This is a genomic window from Kitasatospora sp. NPDC001175 (assembly GCF_053598215.1).
On the sequence record NZ_JBSFJU010000070.1, the window covers coordinates 13,793 to 33,470 of the forward strand.

At 68.8% G+C, this 19,678-nt stretch carries 24 protein-coding genes and 1 pseudogene; 12 read left to right on the forward strand and 13 right to left on the reverse strand.

Annotated elements, in window-relative coordinates:
* Window positions 1–90 precede the first annotated feature (90 nt).
* Window positions 91–708 carry a LysR substrate-binding domain-containing protein gene (locus ACWDAK_RS33540; RefSeq protein WP_427395631.1) on the reverse strand — a complete coding sequence of 206 codons (618 nt, stop codon included), beginning with the start codon at window positions 706–708 and terminating at the stop codon, window positions 91–93.
* Here ACWDAK_RS33540 and ACWDAK_RS33545 point away from each other — a divergent pair.
* The 4 genes and pseudogenes from ACWDAK_RS33545 to ACWDAK_RS33560 all read left to right on the forward strand — a co-directional run bounded on the left by ACWDAK_RS33545 (window position 694) and on the right by ACWDAK_RS33560 (window position 5,261).
* Entirely contained in the window at window positions 694–2,025 is a 1,332-nt protein-coding gene (locus ACWDAK_RS33545) for an MFS transporter (RefSeq protein WP_344640762.1), read from the forward strand. The two genes, ACWDAK_RS33540 and ACWDAK_RS33545, sit on opposite strands and share 15 nt — an antisense overlap.
* Window positions 2,012–2,964: pseudogene (locus ACWDAK_RS33550) on the forward strand (aldo/keto reductase). Before ACWDAK_RS33545 ends, ACWDAK_RS33550 begins: the two are co-directional and overlap by 14 nt.
* Window positions 2,964–3,845, forward strand: coding sequence for an NAD(P)-dependent oxidoreductase (locus tag ACWDAK_RS33555; protein WP_427395630.1), 882 nt, complete (start codon window positions 2,964–2,966; stop codon window positions 3,843–3,845). Before ACWDAK_RS33550 ends, ACWDAK_RS33555 begins: the two are co-directional and overlap by 1 nt.
* A 357-nt stretch (window positions 3,846–4,202) precedes the next feature.
* Window positions 4,203–5,261 (forward strand): sulfite oxidase, encoded by a 1,059-nt coding sequence (locus ACWDAK_RS33560; protein WP_427395629.1) that lies wholly within the window; start codon window positions 4,203–4,205, stop codon window positions 5,259–5,261.
* Window positions 5,262–5,393: 132 nt separating this feature from the next.
* Here ACWDAK_RS33560 and ACWDAK_RS33565 read toward each other — a convergent pair whose 3' ends face one another.
* Window positions 5,394–6,683 (reverse strand): MFS transporter, encoded by a 1,290-nt coding sequence (locus tag ACWDAK_RS33565; protein ID WP_427395628.1) that lies wholly within the window; start codon window positions 6,681–6,683, stop codon window positions 5,394–5,396.
* Between the two features lie 74 nt (window positions 6,684–6,757).
* On the opposite strand from ACWDAK_RS33565, the gene ACWDAK_RS33570 reads away from it, so the two are divergent.
* The 3 genes from ACWDAK_RS33570 (at window position 6,758) to ACWDAK_RS33580 (ending at window position 9,349) form a co-directional block, all read left to right on the forward strand.
* The gene (locus ACWDAK_RS33570; RefSeq protein ID WP_344640767.1) at window positions 6,758–7,327 is read left to right on the forward strand and encodes a CGNR zinc finger domain-containing protein; all 570 of its coding nucleotides are present in this window, start codon (window positions 6,758–6,760) and stop codon (window positions 7,325–7,327) included.
* Between the two features lie 486 nt (window positions 7,328–7,813).
* Window positions 7,814–8,899 carry an amidinotransferase gene (locus ACWDAK_RS33575; protein WP_344640768.1) on the forward strand — a complete coding sequence of 362 codons (1,086 nt, stop codon included), beginning with the start codon at window positions 7,814–7,816 and terminating at the stop codon, window positions 8,897–8,899.
* A 240-nt stretch (window positions 8,900–9,139) separates the two neighbouring features.
* The gene (locus tag ACWDAK_RS33580) at window positions 9,140–9,349 is read left to right on the forward strand and encodes a hypothetical protein (protein WP_344640769.1); all 210 of its coding nucleotides are present in this window, start codon (window positions 9,140–9,142) and stop codon (window positions 9,347–9,349) included.
* A gap of 197 nt (window positions 9,350–9,546) precedes the next feature.
* Here the strand turns inward: ACWDAK_RS33580 and ACWDAK_RS33585 are convergent, their stop codons facing one another.
* Window positions 9,547–9,861: a hypothetical protein gene (locus ACWDAK_RS33585; protein ID WP_344640770.1), complete on the reverse strand. Its 315-nt coding sequence runs from the start codon at window positions 9,859–9,861 to the stop codon at window positions 9,547–9,549.
* A gap of 724 nt (window positions 9,862–10,585) precedes the next feature.
* Complete coding sequence (locus tag ACWDAK_RS33590; protein ID WP_425557849.1) at window positions 10,586–10,813, reverse strand: DUF6480 family protein; 228 nt, start codon at window positions 10,811–10,813, stop codon at window positions 10,586–10,588.
* A gap of 354 nt (window positions 10,814–11,167) precedes the next feature.
* On the opposite strand from ACWDAK_RS33590, the gene ACWDAK_RS33595 reads away from it, so the two are divergent.
* Window positions 11,168–11,707, forward strand: coding sequence for a YihY/virulence factor BrkB family protein (locus tag ACWDAK_RS33595; protein ID WP_344640790.1), 540 nt, complete (start codon window positions 11,168–11,170; stop codon window positions 11,705–11,707).
* Window positions 11,708–11,792: 85 nt separating this feature from the next.
* Here the strand turns inward: ACWDAK_RS33595 and ACWDAK_RS33600 are convergent, their stop codons facing one another.
* From ACWDAK_RS33600 to ACWDAK_RS33635, 8 genes are all read right to left on the reverse strand, one after another.
* Window positions 11,793–12,206, reverse strand: coding sequence for a gas vesicle protein K (locus tag ACWDAK_RS33600; protein ID WP_344640771.1), 414 nt, complete (start codon window positions 12,204–12,206; stop codon window positions 11,793–11,795).
* Window positions 12,203–12,448 carry a gas vesicle protein gene (locus tag ACWDAK_RS33605; RefSeq protein ID WP_344640772.1) on the reverse strand — a complete coding sequence of 82 codons (246 nt, stop codon included), beginning with the start codon at window positions 12,446–12,448 and terminating at the stop codon, window positions 12,203–12,205. Before ACWDAK_RS33605 ends, ACWDAK_RS33600 begins: the two co-directional genes overlap by 4 nt.
* On the reverse strand, window positions 12,445–13,230 hold the full coding sequence (locus ACWDAK_RS33610; RefSeq protein WP_427395627.1) for a GvpL/GvpF family gas vesicle protein: 786 nt from the start codon (window positions 13,228–13,230) through the stop codon (window positions 12,445–12,447). The genes ACWDAK_RS33605 and ACWDAK_RS33610 overlap by 4 nt, the downstream gene beginning before the upstream one ends.
* Window positions 13,227–13,676, reverse strand: coding sequence for a gas vesicle protein (locus ACWDAK_RS33615; RefSeq protein ID WP_344640774.1), 450 nt, complete (start codon window positions 13,674–13,676; stop codon window positions 13,227–13,229). The genes ACWDAK_RS33610 and ACWDAK_RS33615 overlap by 4 nt, the downstream gene beginning before the upstream one ends.
* A gap of 41 nt (window positions 13,677–13,717) precedes the next feature.
* Window positions 13,718–13,969 carry a gas vesicle protein GvpG gene (locus ACWDAK_RS33620; protein ID WP_344640775.1) on the reverse strand — a complete coding sequence of 84 codons (252 nt, stop codon included), beginning with the start codon at window positions 13,967–13,969 and terminating at the stop codon, window positions 13,718–13,720.
* 11 nt (window positions 13,970–13,980) lie between these two features.
* The gene (locus ACWDAK_RS33625) at window positions 13,981–14,694 is read right to left on the reverse strand and encodes a GvpL/GvpF family gas vesicle protein (protein WP_344640776.1); all 714 of its coding nucleotides are present in this window, start codon (window positions 14,692–14,694) and stop codon (window positions 13,981–13,983) included.
* 2 nt (window positions 14,695–14,696) lie between these two features.
* Entirely contained in the window at window positions 14,697–15,137 is a 441-nt protein-coding gene (locus tag ACWDAK_RS33630; RefSeq protein WP_344640777.1) for a gas vesicle structural protein GvpA, read from the reverse strand.
* Window positions 15,138–15,200: 63 nt separating this feature from the next.
* Complete coding sequence (locus ACWDAK_RS33635; RefSeq protein WP_344640778.1) at window positions 15,201–15,587, reverse strand: gas vesicle protein GvpO; 387 nt, start codon at window positions 15,585–15,587, stop codon at window positions 15,201–15,203.
* Between the two features lie 591 nt (window positions 15,588–16,178).
* Here ACWDAK_RS33635 and ACWDAK_RS33640 point away from each other — a divergent pair.
* The 4 genes from ACWDAK_RS33640 to ACWDAK_RS33655 all read left to right on the forward strand — a co-directional run bounded on the left by ACWDAK_RS33640 (window position 16,179) and on the right by ACWDAK_RS33655 (window position 18,964).
* On the forward strand, window positions 16,179–17,081 hold the full coding sequence (locus ACWDAK_RS33640) for a histone protein (protein WP_427395626.1): 903 nt from the start codon (window positions 16,179–16,181) through the stop codon (window positions 17,079–17,081).
* A gap of 3 nt (window positions 17,082–17,084) precedes the next feature.
* A complete protein-coding gene (locus ACWDAK_RS33645) occupies window positions 17,085–18,140 on the forward strand; it encodes an SRPBCC family protein (RefSeq protein ID WP_427395625.1) in 1,056 nt (351 codons plus the stop codon).
* Window positions 18,141–18,404: 264 nt separating this feature from the next.
* Window positions 18,405–18,578, forward strand: a complete 174-nt coding sequence (locus ACWDAK_RS33650; RefSeq protein WP_344640781.1) for a CsbD family protein — start codon at window positions 18,405–18,407, stop codon at window positions 18,576–18,578.
* Between the two features lie 44 nt (window positions 18,579–18,622).
* Window positions 18,623–18,964 (forward strand): LLM class flavin-dependent oxidoreductase, encoded by a 342-nt coding sequence (locus tag ACWDAK_RS33655; RefSeq protein WP_427395624.1) that lies wholly within the window; start codon window positions 18,623–18,625, stop codon window positions 18,962–18,964.
* Between the two features lie 175 nt (window positions 18,965–19,139).
* Here the strand turns inward: ACWDAK_RS33655 and ACWDAK_RS33660 are convergent, their stop codons facing one another.
* Complete coding sequence (locus tag ACWDAK_RS33660) at window positions 19,140–19,535, reverse strand: STAS domain-containing protein (RefSeq protein WP_344640782.1); 396 nt, start codon at window positions 19,533–19,535, stop codon at window positions 19,140–19,142.
* Window positions 19,536–19,678 lie beyond the last annotated feature (143 nt).

The window sequence follows — 19,678 nt, forward strand, 5'->3', positions numbered from 1 at the left end:
GGTGACAGGATCCGGCAAGCGTCGGGGGCTTGTCTGCGAAGCCCCGGCCGGCGCCGGGTTCGGACACGGGAGCTCAAGACGGCTGTGACGCTACGAACGCCGTGGTGCGGGTTCACGCCGTCTGGCCGGATCGTTGACCCTGATGCGCCGCAGGAGCGCGGCGACCGCCGGGGGCAGGTCTCCGCGCGGGTGGACGACTCTGACCGTCCACGCGGGTGCGTGCGCGGTGAAGGGGCGTACCGGCAGTTCGGGGAACCGTGCCGCGAGCGACTGCGGCATGATGCACACGCCCAAGCCGTGCCGGACCAGGTCGACGGCCGTCAGCACGTCGTTCACCTCGAAGGTGGTGGCGCGTTCCAGGGAGGCTGAGCGGAAGGCCTTGTCGACCTCGTGCCGGATCGCCCAGCCCCGGGGGAAGTCCACCAGCGGCAGGCGGGCGGTCTCGGCGAGGGTCACCGGCTGCCCGGACGGCGGGGAACCCGTCGTCGGCGCGGTCACCAGGACCATCTCCTCCTTCGTCAGGAGCCGGGTGGTCAGTCCCCGCAGGTGCGGGGTGTCGAGTGCGACGACGGCCAGGTCCAGGATGCCGTCGCGCAGGGTCTGCGGTACGTCACCACCCGGTGCCTGGCGCAGTCGGACCGTCACCCCGGGGTGCTCGCGGTGGAAGTCGGCCAGTGCCTGGCCGAGACCGGCGTGCAGGCTCTGCATCACACCGATGCTGCCCGCAGGGCGGCCGAGCAGGCTCGTGCAGTCGTCGGCTTCTCCACGTTCACCGTCACCGTCGTGTTCGCCGTCTACGCCGTGGGCGTGCTCACGAGCCTGCTGCTCGCCGGGCACGTCTCCGACTGGCTCGGCCGCAAGAAGGCCATGACCGCCGCACTGGCGCTGGAAGTGCTCGCTGCCGCGCTGTTCCTGGCAGTGCCGTCGCTGCCGGTGCTGATCGTCGCCCGGTTGATCACCGGTCTCGGCGTCGGCATGCTGACGGCGACCGCCACCGCGTATCTGCAGGAACTGCACCGCGCCCACCGGCCCGGCACCTCCGCGCGACGGTTCGAGATCGTGTCGACCGCTGCCAACATCGGCGGACTGGGCCTCGGCCCGCTCGCCGCCGGAGTGCTCGCCCAGTGCGTGGACGCGCCGCTGCGCCTGCCGTACGCGGTCTTCGGGGTGCTGCTGCTCACCGGCATCGCCGCCGTCGCCGTGACGCCCGAGACCGTCCGGATGCCGGCGGTCCGGCCGGTGTACCGTCCCCAGCGGGTCGGCACCGGGTTCGGCGACCGCGGATATCTCGCCGCGGCCGCGGCCGGCTTCACATCCATGGCCGTGTTCGGACTGTTCACCTCGTTGGTTCCCGGGTTCGTCGGCGGGACGTTGCATCACCCGTCCCGTGCGCTGGCCGGGCTGGTCGTGTTCGCCGTGTTCGGCGCGGCCGCGGCGGCCCAGGTGCTCACCGGTCGCCTCGGCGACGGGGCGCGGTGGACGGCCGGGCTGCTCGTGCTGGCCGCCGGTATGGCCGCCGTCGCGGCCGGCATGCGCACCGCCAGCCTGCCGGTGTTCCTGCTCGCCGGAGTCACCGCCGGTGCGGGTGCCGGAGTGCTGTTCAAGTCCGCCGTCGGCCACGTGGCCGCCACGGCTGCCCCGGCCCGGCGCGGCGCAGCTCTCGCCGGCCTGTTCCTCGCCTCCTACCTCGGCCTGGCCCTGCTGCCCGTCGGCCTCGGCGTCGCCAGCCGCTCCATGACCGTGACGACCGCGACGACGTGGTTCACCACCCTTGTGCTGGCCCTGCTCGCCGCCGTCGGCGTGCTCACGCGCCGCCGCGGCCTCGGCATGCCGCGGGTGGCGCCGCTGCCGTCTTCGGCATCGGACACACAATCGGAACAGGGGCCCGTGAGCGGGTTCGTCCAGCACTTCCCTCACGAGGGAGGAGTCGCCCGGATCTCCTCGCCCACCCGGAAAGCAGGAAACGAACAATTCCGTGCGGAGAATGACCATGCGTACCACCACACTGGGAATGACCGGACTTGAGGTCTCCCGCATCGCCTTCGGCACCTGGCAGTTGGGCGGCGACTGGGGCGGCTTCGCCGAGGACGAGGCCAAGGCCGCCGTCCGCCGGGCACTCGACCTCGGGGTCAACTTCTTCGACACCGCCCAGGCCTACGGTTTCGGCGCGTCGGAGCGCCTCCTGGGCGAGTTCCTGCGCGGCGAACTACGCAGCCGCCGCGACGAGTTGGTGATCGCCACCAAGGGCGGCCTGCGCAGGACCGACACCGGTGTCGCCCGTGACGCCGGCCCCCGGGCGCTGCGCGAGGGCGTGGACGCCAGCCTGACCGCGCTCGGCGTCGACCACATCGACATCTACCAGGTCCACTGGCCCGACCCGAAGGTGCCGTTCGCCGAGACCGCCGGCGCACTGAAGGAACTGATCGAGGCCGGCAAGATCCGCCACGTCGGGGTGTCCAACTACGACGCCGAGCAGATGGCCGAGTTCTCCCGGACCCTGCCGGTGGAGACGCTGCAACCGCCGTACCACTCTTCCGCCGCGAGATCGAGGACTCGGTCCTGCCCTACACCCGGCAGCACGACATCGGTGTGCTGGTCTACGGCCCGCTCGCGCACGGCCTGCTCACCGGCACCCTCGGCGAGGACACCGTCTTCCCCGCCGACGACTGGCGTGCCAGGAGCGGCGTCTTCCACGGCGAGAGCTTCCGTCGCAACCTCGCGGTCGTCCGTGAGCTCCAGGAGTTCGCCACCTCGCACGAGATGACGATCAGTCAGCTTGCCATCGCCTGGGCCCTGGCCCGTCCCGGAGTGCACGCGGCCATCGTCGGCGCCCGGCGCGCCCACCACGTCGACGACAGCCTCGCGGCGGCGGACATCACGCTCGACGAGGCCGACCTGAAGGACATCGACTCCATCACGGCCGCGGCCACGCAGGTCACCGGCCCGACCCCGGAGAGCGTGTGATGACCGATCAAGCCAAGACCGGAAGGACAGGAGTCGCCGTCCTCGACATCGGCGTCATGGGAGCCCCCATCGCGCGGAACCTGCTGCACGCCGGCTTCGACGTGACGGTGTGGAACCGGACAAAGGAGAAGGCCGAAGCACTCGCCGCCCAGGGTGCGAGCGTCGCGTCCGCTCCGAGCGAGGCGGCTTCGGACGTCGAGTTCCTGATCACCATGCTCACCGACGGCGCCGCGGTGGAAGCCGCGATGACGGGCCCCGAAGGCGCCCTGGCCGCCTTGTCCCCGGACGCGGTGTGGATCCAGATGAGCACGGTCGGCGTCGCAGCGACGCAGCGCCTGGCCGAGCTCGCCGACAAGCGCGTCGGCTTCGTGGACGCTCCCGTCTCCGGCAGTTCGGAACCCGCCGAGCGAGGGGAACTGCTCATCCTCGCCTCTGGGAACCCGGCCCTGCGACCGCGCCTGCGACCGCTGCTCGACGCCCTCGGCCACCGGACCCTGTGGCTGGACCGCCCCGGCGACGGTAGCCGGCTCAAGCTCGTACTCAACAACTGGCTGGCCGTCCTGGCGGAGGGAATGGCCGAGACGATCGGTCTCGCCACGTCCCTGGGCCTGGACCCCGGCCTCCTCCTCGACACGCTCGCCGAGAGCCAGCTGGGTTCCGCCTACGCGACGGCCAAGGGCCGCGCCATGGTCAAGCGCGACTTCACCCCTGGCTTCCCGCTGCACCACGCTTGCAAGGACGCCGCCCTCGCACTCGATGCCGCCGACCGCCACGGGATCGAACTACCGCTCACCGAGGCGCTGTCGAAGCGCTGGAACGAGGCGATCTCCCTCGGACACGGGAACGACGACGTGGCCGCGGCCATCACCACGGCCCGGTAGCGGCCGGAAAGCCGTAGAACTTCCGCATGGTGGCCGGCAGTTGCCGATCGTGGAGCGAACGCGGCCGCGAAACGGGCGGAGATCCGCCGGGGAACTCGTCGACGTACTGCGGTGTACACCGCCGCGGCAGGATCTCGGCTTGCCGGACGCAGGCCCGCACGGTCCTCTCCCGGTCGGGGACGTACCCGCGTCGGCCTCTTCTCCGAGCCGGGAAACGCCGCGGACTTCTGCCGTTCGATGTCGGCGAGGCCCGTACTGTCCGTTCGCCGCCGCCCTGCGCTCCCGCACGGCCGCGTGGCGTCATCGCCAGGCGTGGTGAACAGTAGCTACATGGGCATATGGAGCAAACGGGACGATATGCTCGTGCATCAGGCCGAGCCGTACAACGCCGAATCTCCTCCTGGCGCCCTCGTGGGTTCGATCACTCCCCTGGACGCCTTCTACGGTCGCAATCACGCGCCGATCCCCCGCATCGACCCCGAGAGCTGGCGACTCCGGGTGGAGGGACTGGTCGATCGCCCGCTGGAGCTGTCGTTGGAGGAACTGCGGCACCGCTTCGGCGAGCGGAGCGTGGTGGCGACACTACAGTGCGCGGGCAACCGCCGTGCCGACCTCATCGAGGTCCGCGACATACCCGGCCAGGTGCCCTGGGGCCCCGGAGCCGTCTCCACCGCGTGCTGGAGCGGAGCGAGCCTGGCGGATGTGCTGGCCGAGGCGCGAGTGCGGCCCGAGGCGGCCCACATCGCGTTCACCGGTGCCGATCTGTCCCAGCAAGCCGAGCCGCCGCAGCCGTTCGGCGGTTCGGTACCGGTGGCGAAGGCGACCTCCAGCGAAGTGCTGTTGGCCTGGTCCATGAACGGTCAGCCACTCCCCACCGCGCACGGCGCCCCACTGCGCGTGGTCGTCCCTGGCTGGATCGGCGCCCGCAGTGTCAAGTGGCTCCAGTGCGTCACCGCTCTGGCCGAACCGTCCGACAACTACTTCCAGAGCGAGTACAGCGTCCTGCCCCCCGAGGCCGACCCCCACCGGGCCAAGCCGGGGGACGGCATCACCCTTGGCCCGATCACCATCCACTGCGCCATCCTGCAGCCCGGCAAGGACGCCCGACTGCCCTCCGGGCCGACCGAGATCACCGGCTTCGCCCTCGCGGGAGACAACCGGACCGTGGCACGCGTGGATGTCACCGCCGACCACGGCAACACCTGGACCCGCGCGGATCTGGACCCACCGGAGAATCCCTGGACGTGGCAGCACTGGCGCACCACGCTCACCCTGCCCCCGGGCGGGATCGAGCTCATCGCCCGCGCCTGGGACTCCACCGCGGCCGTTCAGCCCGAATCCCCCGCAACCGTGTGGAACCCCCGGGGATACGCCAACGAGGCCGCGGCCCACCTGCGCATCACCTGCCGCCCCTGACCCGCACGCGGCTGCAACCGGGCTCGCGCCCGCACGGCGCTCCGACCAGGGATCGGAGGTTCGCGAGCCTGCGGCGGGCCGCCGCGGGGGAGCGTCCACGGCGCAGTACCCGGGCAGGGGCTGCGCCCGCCGCTACGCGGTCTCCTCGCGACCTGATGTACCGTCGGCCGAACTGGCCGCCGTGGCGTCATCCAGGGCCTGGCTCGGCGTGGTGACGGCCTCGCGGGCGGCGTGTGGCAGCAGGTTCCCACGTCGCGGCGACCGGGCCGACTCCAGTGTCACCCGGAGGTGCAGCGCGGCGAGCAGCAGGCAGAGCGCGGCCATTGCGGACCACAGCGCGGTCGTACCCGCGCGGGCGAGCAACTGGGTGCCCAGGACGGGTGCGAGCGTCGCGGCGATGCCCCAGCTGGTGCCGAAGACGGCGAGGTAGCGGCCGCTTCCGCCGGGTGGCGCGAGGTCGGTTACGAGCGCGTAGGCGCGGCCCATGACCAGCAGGTCGCCGAGACTCTTCACAGCAGCCGAGGCGAGCAGCGCCGGCAGGGTGCGGGCGAGGGCGTAGCCGGTCAGCCCCGCGGCCAGGAAGAGGTGGGCGAGGGCGAGGGCGACGGGTGTGGTGAGCCGGGTCGTCCAGCGCAGCCGGACCAGCGGCTGGGCGAGCACGGTGGTGGCCGCGGCGGCGGTGAACAACAGCCCGGCGTCGGCGGCGGGCCGGCCCTGCCGCGCGAGCGCGAGCGGCAGGGTCATCACGGTCTGCTGGTTGATCAGGGCGTAGACGGTTCCGGTGGCCAGAATGCCCAGCAGGGCCCGGTCGCGCAGTGGTCGCACGGCGGTGTCGTCCTGGTCCGCTCCGGGTGGTTCGGGACGGTCGCACGGGAGGGCCAGCCGGATCAGCAGCGCGCAGGCCAGGCACGTCGCGGCGTCGGTGACGAAGAGCCAGCGCAGGTCCCAGCGGCCGAGCAGGGCCGCGAGCAGCCCTGCGCCCGTGCCGCCCGCCGCGAGCGCGGCGCTGAACAGGCTGAACGCGCGCACCCGGTGCCGCTCCGGCACGGACTCACCGATGATCGCCTGACTCGGGGGCTCGTAGAGCTCGAAGGCCAGTCCGAGCAGCACCGCTCCGGCGACCGCCCAGGCGAGGGACGCGGAGGCTGCGATCGCCAGTTGTGCGACGGCACATCCGCAGAGCCCGAGCACGATGGTCGTGCGCCGCCCGATCCGGTCGGCCAGTCGTCCCCCGGCCAGCCGCGAGGGGATCGTCGCGAGCCCGAAGGCGGCGCTGACCAGCCCGGCGGTGGTCAGGCTCGCGCCGTGGTCGGCGCAGATCAGCGCGGTGAGAAAGGGCAGCGAGAAGGCTCCGAGCCGGTTGACGACCCGGGCGAGCAACAGCAGGCGGACGGTGCGGGGCAGAGCTTCGGAGCGCGACACAGCGCCTCCCGTCACTGGTGAATCGCCTAATGTTGGTGACGGACACCGTAGGCGGGCGAAAGGTAACTGGTCAAGTGTTGTTCGACAGTCACATGCGCACCCTGCTCGATGCCTCCGTGGCACTCGTCAACGCGCTGACCGACGGCGAGGCGCGCGGCCGTCGCTACCTCGCACCCGAGGGCGCCGAGCGGGTCGGCGCGGTCCGCGCGGCGCTCTCCGCCGGGGCGGACCTGGGAGTCGACGAGGCCGACCGGTTGGCCGACACCGCCCGCGCCCTGCGCACCGTGTTCGAGGCCGTGGCCGCTGACCGCATCGACGACGCGGCCCCCGCCCTCAATGCGCTGCTGCGCGAGACCGGCGCCCGTCCCCAGCTCGACCGGGCTCCCGGAGAGCCGTGGCAGGTCCACTTCCACGGCGCCGACGACTCCTACGCCGTCGGCTGGAGCGCCGGCTGCGCCACCGGCCTCGCCATGGCCCTCGGTGGCGACTACGCCGGACGCCTCGGGGTCTGCTCGGCGCCGCGCTGCGACCGCGTCTATGTGGACAGCTCCCGCAACGCCGGCCGCCAGTTCTGCTCGACGGCCTGCCAGAACCGGGTCAAGGCAGCGGCGTTCCGTTCGCGGCGCGCGAGCGACGAGGCGTGAGCCTCAGTCCCTCACCTGCGCGAACCGGGTGAGGGTGTCCTCCAGCCAGGCCGGCTTTCCGACGTCGGAGGCGCGGGCGATCGCGGGGCGCCGCGGCGGCGATCGCACGCAGGCCGGCCGCACAGATCAGGCGACTGTGCGCCCACCGGTCGTCGTTCAGTTCCCAGACTCCGGCGTCCGGCTCGCGGTGCCTGGGGCGCGACCGACGGGCAGGCGTTGCCGGACGCCGGGGTCTGGGTGCCCCAGGTGGTGGACGGTCGGTAACGCATAACAGGCCGTGCCTGCCCGGCACGGCCGACCTGGCCATTACTCGGTCGTTCTGGCCCTCGCATAAGCGGCGAGAGCCGCACTCATTACCCTGAGTAGCTCGATGATCGTGGTAGTAATGCAGGGGCCGTCCATCCCGGCGGCAGCAGACGTCGATGAACATCGTCGAGCCAAGAGGTGCGCGTGATGCCGGAACCGTCGCCCCCGACTACGGACGCCATGGAAATTTCCGCATCACCGGTCGGTTCCCACAACGAGTGGGATCCGCTGGAGGAGGTCATCGTCGGACGCCTTGAGGGCGCGACGATCCCCTCCCACCATCCGGTCGTGGCATGCAATATCCCGCCGTGGGCTGCGCGACTACAAGGCTTTGCCGCCGGCTTCAGATATCCGCGCTTCCTGATCGAGCAGGCACAACAGGAGCTCGATCAGTTCATCGCCCTCCTCGAATCCCTCGGCATCACGGTCCGGCGCCCCGATGCGGTCGACTTCAGGCAGCGCTTCCGCACGCCGGACTGGTCATCGCATGGCTTTTGCAACACCTGTCCGCGTGACAGCCTTCTAGTAGTCGGTGACGAGATCATCGAAACCCCGATGGCATGGCCTTGCCGGTATTTCGAGACTCATTCTTACCGCCCGGTGCTCAAGGAGTACTTCCGGCGAGGCGCACGCTGGACCGCAGCGCCGAGGCCACAGCTCACAGACGAGCTCTTCGAGGCGGATTTCCGCACCCCCACCGCAGGTGAGCCGATGCGGTACGTCCTCACCGAGTACGAGCCGGTATTCGACGCGGCGGATTTCGTACGCGCAGGACGCGATCTGTTCGTCACTCGAAGCAACGTCACCAACCGCATGGGCATCGAATGGCTTCGCCGGCATCTCGGGCCTGCATATCGAGTCCATGAGATCGAGAGCCGCTGCCGTACGCCCATGCACATCGACACGACGTTCGTTCTACTGGCACCCGGCAAGGCAATGGTCAATCCCGAATACATCGACGTAGATCGCCTGCCCGACGTACTGAACTCGTGGGACATCCTGATCGCCCCCGAACCCGACCCTATCAACGAGCGCTTGCTCAACATCACGTCAATGTGCGGCAAGTGGTTGAACATGAACACGCTCATGATCGACGAGAAACGCGTGATCGTCGAACGCCATCACACGAACACGCTGCGGGCGCTTGAGAAGTGGGGCTTCGAGCCCATCCCGTGCGACCTGTTGCATTACGCACCGTTCGGCGGATCATTTCACTGCGCGACACTCGACATCCGGCGCCGCGGCGGGCTCGAATCGTACGTCTGAACGGGACCTGCCGGGGAAGCCATCCCACAAGGCCCGGCGCGGCGGCTGGCGAATGGCCCTCGGCAACGGCCGGATCTCCGCCCGCCCCTGGTAGTCGGCTGCTCACTCGTCCCGAACCACACCGCCGGACACGACGTGCGGTCCCGACAACTCCGGTACTGAGACACGGGGTCTCCGTGTGGCCAACGTTGCCCTGGGCAGACGCCCGCCTGACAACTGTTGCAGAACGAGGAGACAGCCATGAACAGCGCGGACAAGGTCCGGTACGCGGCGAAGAAGGCCAGGAGCCACGCCGGGGAGGCCCCTCGCGGAACGGTCGGCGACCGCCCGGCAGCGAAGAGGAACAGCGGCCGACGCGACGACCTCAACCTGTCGGTCGGCGAAATCGCCGCCCAGCACGTCGTGCGCGTCGTGCGCATCGAGAACGTCGAACTTCCACCCGGGGACTGACTTCCGGCTTGGGTACCGTCCCCTACAGCTGGGCCCGGGCGCGCCAGCGTCGGACCGTCTGCCGGGTGGTCCCCCCACCATCGGTCAGGCTGCGCTTGGTCCCGCGCGCGTGGCCGTGCACGGCGAGGTCGGCTCAGCCGATCAGCTCACCCCGCGTCACTGCCCCGTGCGCGGTCTCGGCCACGTGTGAAGCCTGATCACTCGGGGCTTCCGGCGATCTCGAGTGCGAGCGCCTGGAGGATCTCTTCCGTCGACATCTCGGGCTCGGTTCGTTCATAGACGTCTGCGACGGACTGGAAAGCCAGGACGAATCCGGTGATCAGCGCGCTGAGAGGCCGGGACAGCTGGCTCAGCACGGCGAGTCCGGCCTCCTCCGGATCCGCGTCGGCCGGAACGATGAAGTAGTCAGGAATCACGTCGCCGAGCAGGTCCGAGACATAGTCCGCTCCGGCACCACTGCGCAGGGCGGTGAGCGCCGCAATAGCCTTGAGCTTGATCTCGTTCTCGGTCATGAAGCGAGGGTAAGAGCAAACCGCCACCGACTCGCGGCGTCGCCTCCGGCATGAGCCTCGTGCCGCCTTCACCTGTCTTAGGCGGACACAGCGGTTCTTCGCGAGGCAGCCCGTTCTCGTTGACGGCACGCTCTTCACTCCACGCTGCCGGCATCGACGCCGACTCGATAGCGGCGGCCGCGCAAGACCTGCTCGCTCCACAGAACGCTTCGCGGCCGTGATCACGCCGGCACGACCGAATGGAAACCCTGCCGACGTCTAGCTCGGCGGGTGTGGCGGAGGCGGGCATGCCGCGCACGACAAGCTATTCAGCCGTCACGGGCCAGGGCCCGATGTCGTTCACGCATGAGTCAGGATGTGCCCCTCGCCGCCGGCTCCAACCTCCCCGGCACCCGGGGCGCCATCCACACCACTACGCAGTCACTCCGGTACCGGCGCGTGTCGTTCACTACGCAGTCACTCCGGCAGCAGCGCGTGTCGTTGCGCGCGAGCAGCGGCAGCAGGGCACGCAGGGTCGCTCGTCCCGGGCGTGCAGGGGCGGCGGACGATAGCCTCGCTCGGCCAGCAGGTCGCCGAGCGGACGCTGCGCCGCGCCAGGCGAGCGGCGGCCAGGTCGTCGGGAACAGCGTGACCAGCTCGTCGCGGAAGACTGCGAGGCAACTGTGCCGCGGTCCTCGTAGGGCGAGGTGACGGCACTCTGCCGCTCCACGGCTCGGATCGGGGCTCAACTGCTGAGCGCGATGACCATCCCGATAAGCATGACTGAGACGGTTACGGCGAGTAGCACGATGAGTACCGCAAGCCAGACCCCCCATGCCCTGCGAACCTCAGGCGGTTCCGGACGGGAGATGCCGGAGATGCTGCCCTCTACGGGTGGGGTCTCACCTACGGGCAGAGTCCGGTGGCTGTCAAGTCCCGGTGTCAGGTAGGGATCAGGGTCTTGTGTAGACATGACATACCCCTGGTCGTGAGCGATCCTGTCGATTGGCGGCTTCCCGGTCCTTCCCGACGGAAACGCCAGCGGGCACGGTGTTCGGTCGAACTCCGGGTCCCCGGGTCCGCCGGCACGCGAGTGCGGCTGGTCGTGCCGTAGTGCCGGGCGACTTCGACGATATCCGGTTGCGGACCGCTCGGAATCGATCGCCTGAGGCGATCGGAGCGACCGGATGCGCGAAGAACGGCTCGTCCTCATGCCCAGCGACCACCGCCGACACGCTCCACTCGCCCACCTCCCGAGCCTGGAAGAACCGGCACGGCCCGCAACTCACACCCCCACGTCCTCGGCGTTCTGCTGTCGAGCGCCCTGATCGGCTACGCACCCCGGTTCGGGCCACTGGCTGGGGCGTGGACCTGGGTCGCGTCGACGCTCGTCAACTTCGGCGTCTTCCTCGCCGCCTTCACGATGCTCACCGCCGCCACCGTACGGGTGCGGGACGTGCTCATCGGAGTGGTGATCGCGACCGCGTTCTGGGAAGTGCTGCAGACGGTGGGGAATGTCTACGTCCGCCACGTCATCAATCACGCCGCCGACGTGTACGGCTTCTTCGCGATCGTGATCGGCCTGCTGACCTGGGTGTTCACCGGAGCTCGACTGACCCTGCTCGCGGCGGAGATCAACGTCGTCCTGCGGTACCGGCTGTGGCCGCGTTCCATGACCCAACCCCCTTTCACACCGCAGGACAAGGACGCGTTCACCCTGCTCGCGAAGGTGGAGGAACGCCGACCGGAGGAGACGGTCGAGGTGACTTTCAGCGCCGAGGCGGACCGGCAGCCACTCGACGAACCAGCCGCACCTGCTACGCCTCCGCTCGCTGCCACCGATTCGACAGCGGGGCCACCTCACTGATCCTCCGCCACATCGACCGTGCCGGATGTCAACAACTGGGAGGGGAAGGCGGGTTGTCGATCAGGACGACGGCTGCACGGGCCCGTCACTGTTGGTCAGGAGGTGGCAGCAGGGTTCCGAGGGGGCCCAGGTCCAGGTTGAGGTCCTGCATGGTCAGGCCGTATCGCGCACAGAGGTCAGCCATGCGGTCGTGGAGGGCCATGAGGGTGGCTCCGAGCGTCTCCTCCTGTTCCTCGCTGAGGTCGCCGGTCTCGACGCGGTGGAGGGCTTGGCGCTCCATGAGCTGGCGCAGGAGTTCGACGATGGTGAGGACGAGTTTCATCAGGTCCCGTTCGACCGTTTCCGGGTTGGTGGTGACCCTGCGCGGCCGCCGGTGTGGTGCTCCGGAGCCTGTGGACGGGGAGTTCTGCGGTGTGGCCGGCAGGAGACGGAAGGCGCGCTCGGCCGCTCGGGCCACCTCGTCGAAACGACCGGGGGGCTGGCGGGCGTCGCCGGTCATGGCTGTCGTCTCCGCGACGGGGCGCTGAGCACCTGGGGGGCGGGATTCTGTTCGCTGACGGACACGATCAGTGCGCGCAGCGAGACGCGGACGAGATCGATGTCCGCGATGGACAGGACGAGGTCTCCGGTGAGGACCACGCCGCCGCTGAGCAGCCGGTCCAGCAGGTCGATGAGCGCGACCTGGCGTTGCGGCACGGCCGCCGCCTCGGGTCGGGCGGGCAGGGGGCCGGTCGTCGTCATGGTGCGCCCTCCTCCTGCAGAGTGGCGAAGGAGTAGGGCGCCCACGGCCCCGTGATGTCGACGCGGACTCCGGCCAGGCTGTCGGTCGAGCGCAGGATGTCGGCCCGGAACGGATCCGCCTGGTCCAGCGGTACGAGGTAGGCGTCGTTGCTGACGTTCACACCCGGTCCGACTGCCAGTTCTCCTTCCTGGAGCCGGTGGCGGACTCGGTCGACGGCATAGACACGGGCCACGGCCTCGATCCGCTCTGCGGCCCGCTCGGCCGCCCGGAAGGCATCCTGTCGCGAGTCCTGCTCGGCCCGGCGCCGGCGCAGATAGGCGCGTCCAGGGCTGAGGTCCGGGCTCGGCGTGGGTGCGATGGGCGGGGCGTCGACGTAGAGCTTGACGCCCCACTCCACGTGACCGGCCAGGCGGCGGAGTCGGCCGAGGAACACGTCCCGCCGGTCGTCGAGCACGGTCCGCACCCGGTTGTCGTCGAGGTACACCGTCGCCAGGCGCAGCGGGAGGACAGTGGTGCACGCCGCGATCGCCTCGATGACGCGGTGGTGGGCACGGGCGAGTGCCTCCAGCCACTCAAGGTCCTCTAGATGGCGGCTGAGTGCGGCCTCGTCGAAGTCTTCCTCGGGCACGTGGCTCACGGCGGCCACCACGTCGCCGCCTTGAGTGGTGTGCACGAGGTGGACTGGCGCGCCGCCGACGCCGATCAAGCCGTCCACGGTCTGCCGCAAGGCGTCGGCGTTCCGTGCGACGGCGTAGGTGTAGGCGAGCGACCCGGCGGTCATGACTCATCTCCTCTGCCGGGCCGGGAGCGGGGCTCCGTTCGCTTCACGCGGGTGGGACGGCTGGTAACCGTAGGTCGCTCATCGACGTCCTCCGCCGGCGGCAGAGCAGCGGCGCCTCCGTTGCGCAGAGCCTCGATCTGCGCGCGCAGACGCCGGTTCTCGTCCTCCAGTGCGGAGCCGCCGCCGGCGCGGGAGGACAGCGAGGGATCGTGCTCCCACCAGTCGATGCCCATCTCCCTGGCCTTGTCCACCGAAGCGATCAGCAGGCGCAGCTTGATGGTGAGCAGTTCGATGTCGAGGAGGTTGATCTGGATATCGCCGGCGATGACGACGCCCTTGTCGAGGACTCGTTCCAGGATGTCGGCAAGGTTGGTCGAGGACTGACCGTAGGGTGGAGCGGCCCGGGAGGGAAGCGAGCTGAGACGGCTGGCGATGGGTTCTGTCACGGCCTCTCCACCTCATTTCCCCGACGGTACGTGCGGTGTGGTCACGTATCGCTGTACTGCTTGTGGGCTCTGATTTCGTCCAGGCGGTCGAGGAGTTCGTCCTCGCGCCGGTCGAAGGTTTCCTCGTCGATGTCGCCTGCCAGGAGTGCCTTTTCGAGTGCGGCGAGCTCCTGTTCGACGGGCACGGGGTCGTAGTACTTGTCTTCGGCGGCCTCGAGAACGCGTTCCAGTACCCACACGGTGCCGCGCACGGGGGCGAGTGGAAGGGTGAGGATCTGCGTGATCAGGCCCATGGGAGTCCTTCCTAGACGAAGCTGTAAGCAGGCAGCGGACCGTACATCCGGAAGTCGAAATCCTCACCGAGTTCCTCGGTGAGGCCCTTCTCGGCGGCGAGGAACCGCTCCTGGTTCTCCTGGTCCACCAGAAAGGAGATGTTCAGGAAGTCGTCCCCCGTCGGTTCGGAGGTTCGTTCCTGGCGGGTGTAGGGGCGTAGCGCCTCGGCGATTCCGGCGGCCAGGGCCTGGTGGCGGGTCTGGACCTCCTGGACGACGAGCTCGCCGAGGGCCAGGGGCAGGTCCGGGTTGGTGTCACCGGCTTTGATGTCGTCGTTGAGGCGTCTGGCCTCAGAGGACTCCGTGAGGACCTGGCGCAGCAGTACGTCTTCGTCGATGGCTGCCTTGAGGTGGTACTCGGCACAGCCTTCCAACGCCGTCAGTCGCTGCGTGTACTCGTCGCAGCGTTGTTCGAGCGCCTCCCGCACGGCGTTGTCGTCGTCGGCGGTGAGGCCGAACCTCAGAGGAAGGACGGTACCGTCGGCCATCAGCCGTTGCTGGACGGTCTGGTGGGCCAAGAGGTCGCGGCGTTTGGGTCGCAGGTCCTCGGAGGCATCGCTCACGATCGCGGACAGCGGTCCGGCGCGCACGGTGCGCAGCGGAGCGGGAGGGTCTCCCACACCGGTGAGGCCGTCCAGGTGTTGGGGGTGGGTGGCGGCGGTGATGGAGTACACGTAGACGGCCATGTTCACTCCTCACGCCGTCTGGCGGGCCGGCGAACGGGCCTTGCGCGTCTGAGCTCGGGCTCTTCGTCATCGCGGTCGCTCTCCTGGCGGAGGGAATCGGTGATGGCCTCGACGGCTCCGGTGAGTGCGCCCTTGGTCTTGCCGCGGGCTCCGCCTTCGGTGATCTTTCCGACGACGTCGGTGAGCTGGGTCGGTGCTTTGCGGCCGGCCTCCAGGTCCAGGCGGTTGCACGCTTCGGCGAAGCGCAGGTAGGTGTCGACGCTGGCGACGACGATCCGAACGTCGATCTTGAGAATTTCGATGCCGACCAGGGACACGCGTATGAAGACGTCGATGACGAGCCCACGGTCCAGGATCAGTTCGAGGATGTCGTAGAGACTTGCGGTACCTCCACCACCTCCACCTCTGGAAACACTGCTTGCGCTTTGCGGCACCACAGTCATGGTGCCTCCCTTCCGTGCCTGCCGCTGCAGCGGGAGGCTCTCACCTGCTCCCGTGCGGGAATCTCAGGTAGGTCGGTCGATCTGTCCGCGGGTGTAGCGGCGGATCCGCTCGTACGCCATGAGTTCGCCTTCCTGGTCCAACGTCACCCGGTAGCTGGCGATCACGCTGGTCGTCTCGGGGATGCGTTCCAGTTCCACGACCTCCACGTCGGCCTGCCAGCCGTCCTCGATGGGTTTGAGCGCCGAGACGGATTCCGGGGGGCGCCCAAGCAGTTCCGTGAGCTGCTGCGCGGCGTAGCGCATTGCCTGCGGCGCCGAGACCCGGCGTCGAGGAGGTCGTCTCGTCTCCCCCGCCTCGCGGCGGGTTCCACTGGAACCGGCGCGGCCAGCGGGCGGGTCTGCGTGGGCAGGCCTTCGTGGTCTGGCGCCATCCTCCTTGTCTGGGGCCATTTTCCTTCTCCGGGAATTGAGACGCCGTTCTGCGCCGTGCTGGCTTGCACTTGCGGGCAACCCATTTCATGGCCATCCTCCTCTGGCCAGCCCTGCAGCGCACCCGCGTGCGGAACCGCCGTCTTGCTCTCCACCGTCTACCCGTCCTCGGGGATCCAACTCGCCACAGACCTCTGCGCCTTGAGATGCGACTCATCGTGAGACATCCGGCTTGTGGCTGCCGCCTACCAGTGTTGGCTCCCCACGTGTACACGCCGGGTTGGCTGGCCAGACTCAAAGTACGGAGCGCGCGCTGGTGCGGACATCGGGTCTGAGGGCGCCGGACCGCCGAAGTCCAAGGCCGCGGACATCAACCACCGGGGCCGACAAGGGCGTCCTTGAACCACCGCAGCCGCCTTGGCCTCATGGAGCTGCGGGCTGCCGCAACGTGATGCGTGGACAGTTGTGCAACTGAAGGTCGGAAACCTTCCGTTGACTGCAGAACTGCTGCCGACCCTCCGGGCTCGGCACCCTGGGACTGAGGCATTACTGAGTCCCTGGCGCTGTGCCGGTCCAATCGAGAAGGGGCGAATGCCGGAAAGGATGACCCCCATGAATGGCACCACCAAAATCGCCCTCGCGGCTGCGGTCATCGGCGGGTACGTGCTGGGCCGGGCGAAGAAAGGGCGGCTCGCACTCGCCGCCGCGACGTACCTTGCAGGCCGACGGTTCGGACTCGATCCGCGGCAGCTCGCCACCGAGGGACTGCGACGACTTGGCGAGGTACCGCAGGTGGCGGAGCTGAACGAACAGGTCCGGGGAGAACTACTGGAAGCCGGGAAGCACGCGGTGGCCTCCGTGGCCAACCGCCGTATCGGGGATCTCGCGGACTCCCTGCGGGAACGCACCCTCAACCTGGGCAAGCCGAAGTCCGAGGAGGAGCCGGAAGAGGAAGAAGAGGCCTACGAGGAGGAGCTCGAGGCCAAGGAGCCGGAAGAGGAAGAAGAGGCCTACGAGGAGGAGCTCGAGGCCGAGGAGCCGGAAGAGGAAGAGGAGGAGCCTGAAGAAGAAGAGCCTGAAGAAGAGCTCGAAGAAGAGGAAGAAGAGGAGGAGGAGCCCGAAGAACCGCGCCGGGAGCGTCCCGTGCGCCGCCGTCGCACTGCCCCTGTGGCCGAGGAACGCGAGCGCCCGCGCGCCTCGCGGGCAGCCGTCAGCGCTACGTCCAAGGCCCCAGCCGCGCGTAAGCCCCCGAAGAAGGCCGCCGCCCCAAAAAAGACGGCTCCGGCAGCGAAGAAAGCACCAGCGAAGACGACACCCGCCAAGAGGTCGCCGACCCGCTCCACGCCGTCCAGAACCACGGCTTCCAAGGCCGCAGGCAGGAAGGCAACCGCATCGACGACGAACGCCCCGGCCAAGAAGACCGCCGCGGGCAGGGAGAAAGCCCCGGCCAAGAAGACCGCCGCAGGCAGGGACACCGCCGCCAAGGCATCCAAGCAATCCACCCGGCGGAGGTAGATCATGCCCAGGACGCAACAGGAGCCTCCTCCCTCGCTCCCGAACATCGACCGGCTCGGCGAAGAAGTCGTCAACTACCTCGGTGCCCAGCTGGAGCACCTGGTCGACAAGGCGGGAGACAAGATCGCCGACGTTACCGATCACCTCACGGATATCGCCGCGAACGGAGGCGTGCTGCCCAAGGTGGGCCTCCGCGTCCTACAGGGCGACTCACCGGTCAAGGCTTTCCTCGGCGAAAAGGCGAAGAGCATCAAGGACAGCGTCATTGACAAGGTCAAGGAGACGTTCGGTAGGGGCAAGGCCGGCCGTAAGGCCGGCAAAAAGGTCATGAACATCGTGGAGGCCCTCGACATCGGTGTGCCTGTACGGGCCGCGTACAACCACTGGACCCAGTACGAGGACTTCAGCGGCTTCACCAAGGGCGTACGCAGCGTCTCCCCGGTCGACGAGGTGTCCACCAACTGGAAGGTGAAGGTCGGACCCTCAACCCGGGGCTGGAAAGCAACGGTTCAGGAACAGGTCCCGGACGAACGCATCGTCTGGACTTCTGAAGGCGCCAAAGGCACCACTCGCGGAGCCGTGAGCTTCCACGAACTGACGCCGACCCTGACCCGCGTAGTCCTCGTGGTGGAGTACTACCCCTCAGGGTTCTTCGAGAAGACCGGCAACATCTGGCGGGCCCAGGGCCGTCGGCTGCGCCTTGATTTCAAGAATTTCCAACGGCACGTCTCCCTCGCCACCGACGAGGCCGAGGGCTGGCGCGGTGAGATCCGCGACGGCGAGGTCGTTCGTACCCACGAAGAAGCCATGGAAGAGGAAGCCTGGGACAGCCGGCCTACGGGCGAGTACGACGAGGAAGAACCCGAGGACGAGTACGGCGACGAAGAGGAGAGCGGCGAGGACAGGTACGACGAGGAAGAACCCGAGGACGAGTACGGCGACGAAGAGGAGAGCGGCGAGGACAGGTACGACGAGGAAGAACCGGAAGACGAGTACGGCGACGGAGAGGAGAGCGGCGAGGACGAGTCCGGCGAAGACGAGGAGGACCGTGTGGGCTGAGCTCTCCCCGTCACTGCCAGTGGCGCCCCACATGATGGCGGAGCGGATCCCCGTGCCGCGCACGGAAGAACCGATCCTCATCGACGTCGAAGGCTCAGCGGGACCAGCCTGGCGGTGCCACGACTCGGTTAAGGCTCGATGCCTCCCTGCCAACCGATCAGGACCGACAGCCGCTTTCTGCTATTCAGAAACGATTTTTCCATAAGTAGGTTAGCTACACGAAAAACGGGCAAGCGAGAGACTGGCTCCACAAAGGAGGACAACATGAGCACAGGAAAGAAGATCAAGCACGCCGCCGAAACGGCCAAGGGCAAAGTCAAGGAAGCGGCTGGCAAGTCGGTGGGCAACGAGAGTCTCGTCGCCAAGGGCAAGGGTGAGCAAATCAAAGGCGATGTAGAGCAGGCCGGCCAGAAGATGAAGGACGCCCTGAAGCATTAGCCAACACCAGCAGGACCGGATCCGGCAGACTCACAATCGGACTGATGGCGGCCGATGGTACTGATGGTACTCGGCCGCCATCAGCGTCGGGGCGCCTGGTACATCGTGTCAACCAATTGATAAATCCCTGGCTGGATTTACCGGGCCACTCGCCCAAAGCCTGGGCAATTCTGGTTGCGGCGGCCCAGGCGACCAGGCAGATACCTCTGATGCCGTATATGACCTGTCCGACCATGCGATACCACCCGACGGTGGTGGCCCAGCTGGCGGTCACCGTTCAGCTGCTGTCGCACGGCCGGCTCCCGCTCGGCTCGGACAGCGGAGAGGACCTCAACGAGCAGGGGATACGCGTGATCGCGGTCCCGGTGTGGGCAGACGCTGGCTGAACAGCCGGGCCAGCATGAGGCGGCATGTGTCGGTAGGCACGCCCCGGCACGCCGCCGTCCCCGGCCGGCCTCGCCCAGGGCACTCTCCACAGCTGGTCGTTCCACACCTACGCCGCGAGGCTCGGCGTGGTGTCGGCCAACCCGTCCGACGCGCTCCATCCGGACCGGGACGACCCTACCCGGAGGAACTGGCGGCCGGGTGCGGAGCGCCCGACGTTGAAGGCGCGCGGTGGCGCAGGGCCTCGGTCAAGGTCGGGCGCACCTGGAACACGGCATCGGTCTGGGTGATCTTCAGCACCCGTTGCGCCTGCGGGCTGGGTGCGGCAAGGACGAGAGGCACTCCCAGGGCGAGTGCGGCGCTGCGGGTGGTGAGCAGCGCGTTGAGGGCATTGGTGGTGAACAGGTCGACGGCGTGCAGGTCGATCGCGAGGACTGCGGGGTGCTGGGCGAGGGCCTGGCTCAGCTCGTGGCGCAGGTGCTCTTCGTTGTCCATGTGGACGTAGCCTGCGAGGGAGCAGACCAGGGCGTCGTCGATGCGGGTGGTGGACGTCTTCAGGTCCGGGCTGGGCATGGTGTGCGCCTTCCGGTCGACCCGACGGGAGATGCCCTGCGGCGGAGGGTCGGCGTCGCTGCGGCGGGGCGTCGTCCGGGGGCGTGGTTCAGGCGTGAGGCCCACCGGGTGGCGGGCACTGCGGGGTGGTCACGGCTTTCCTC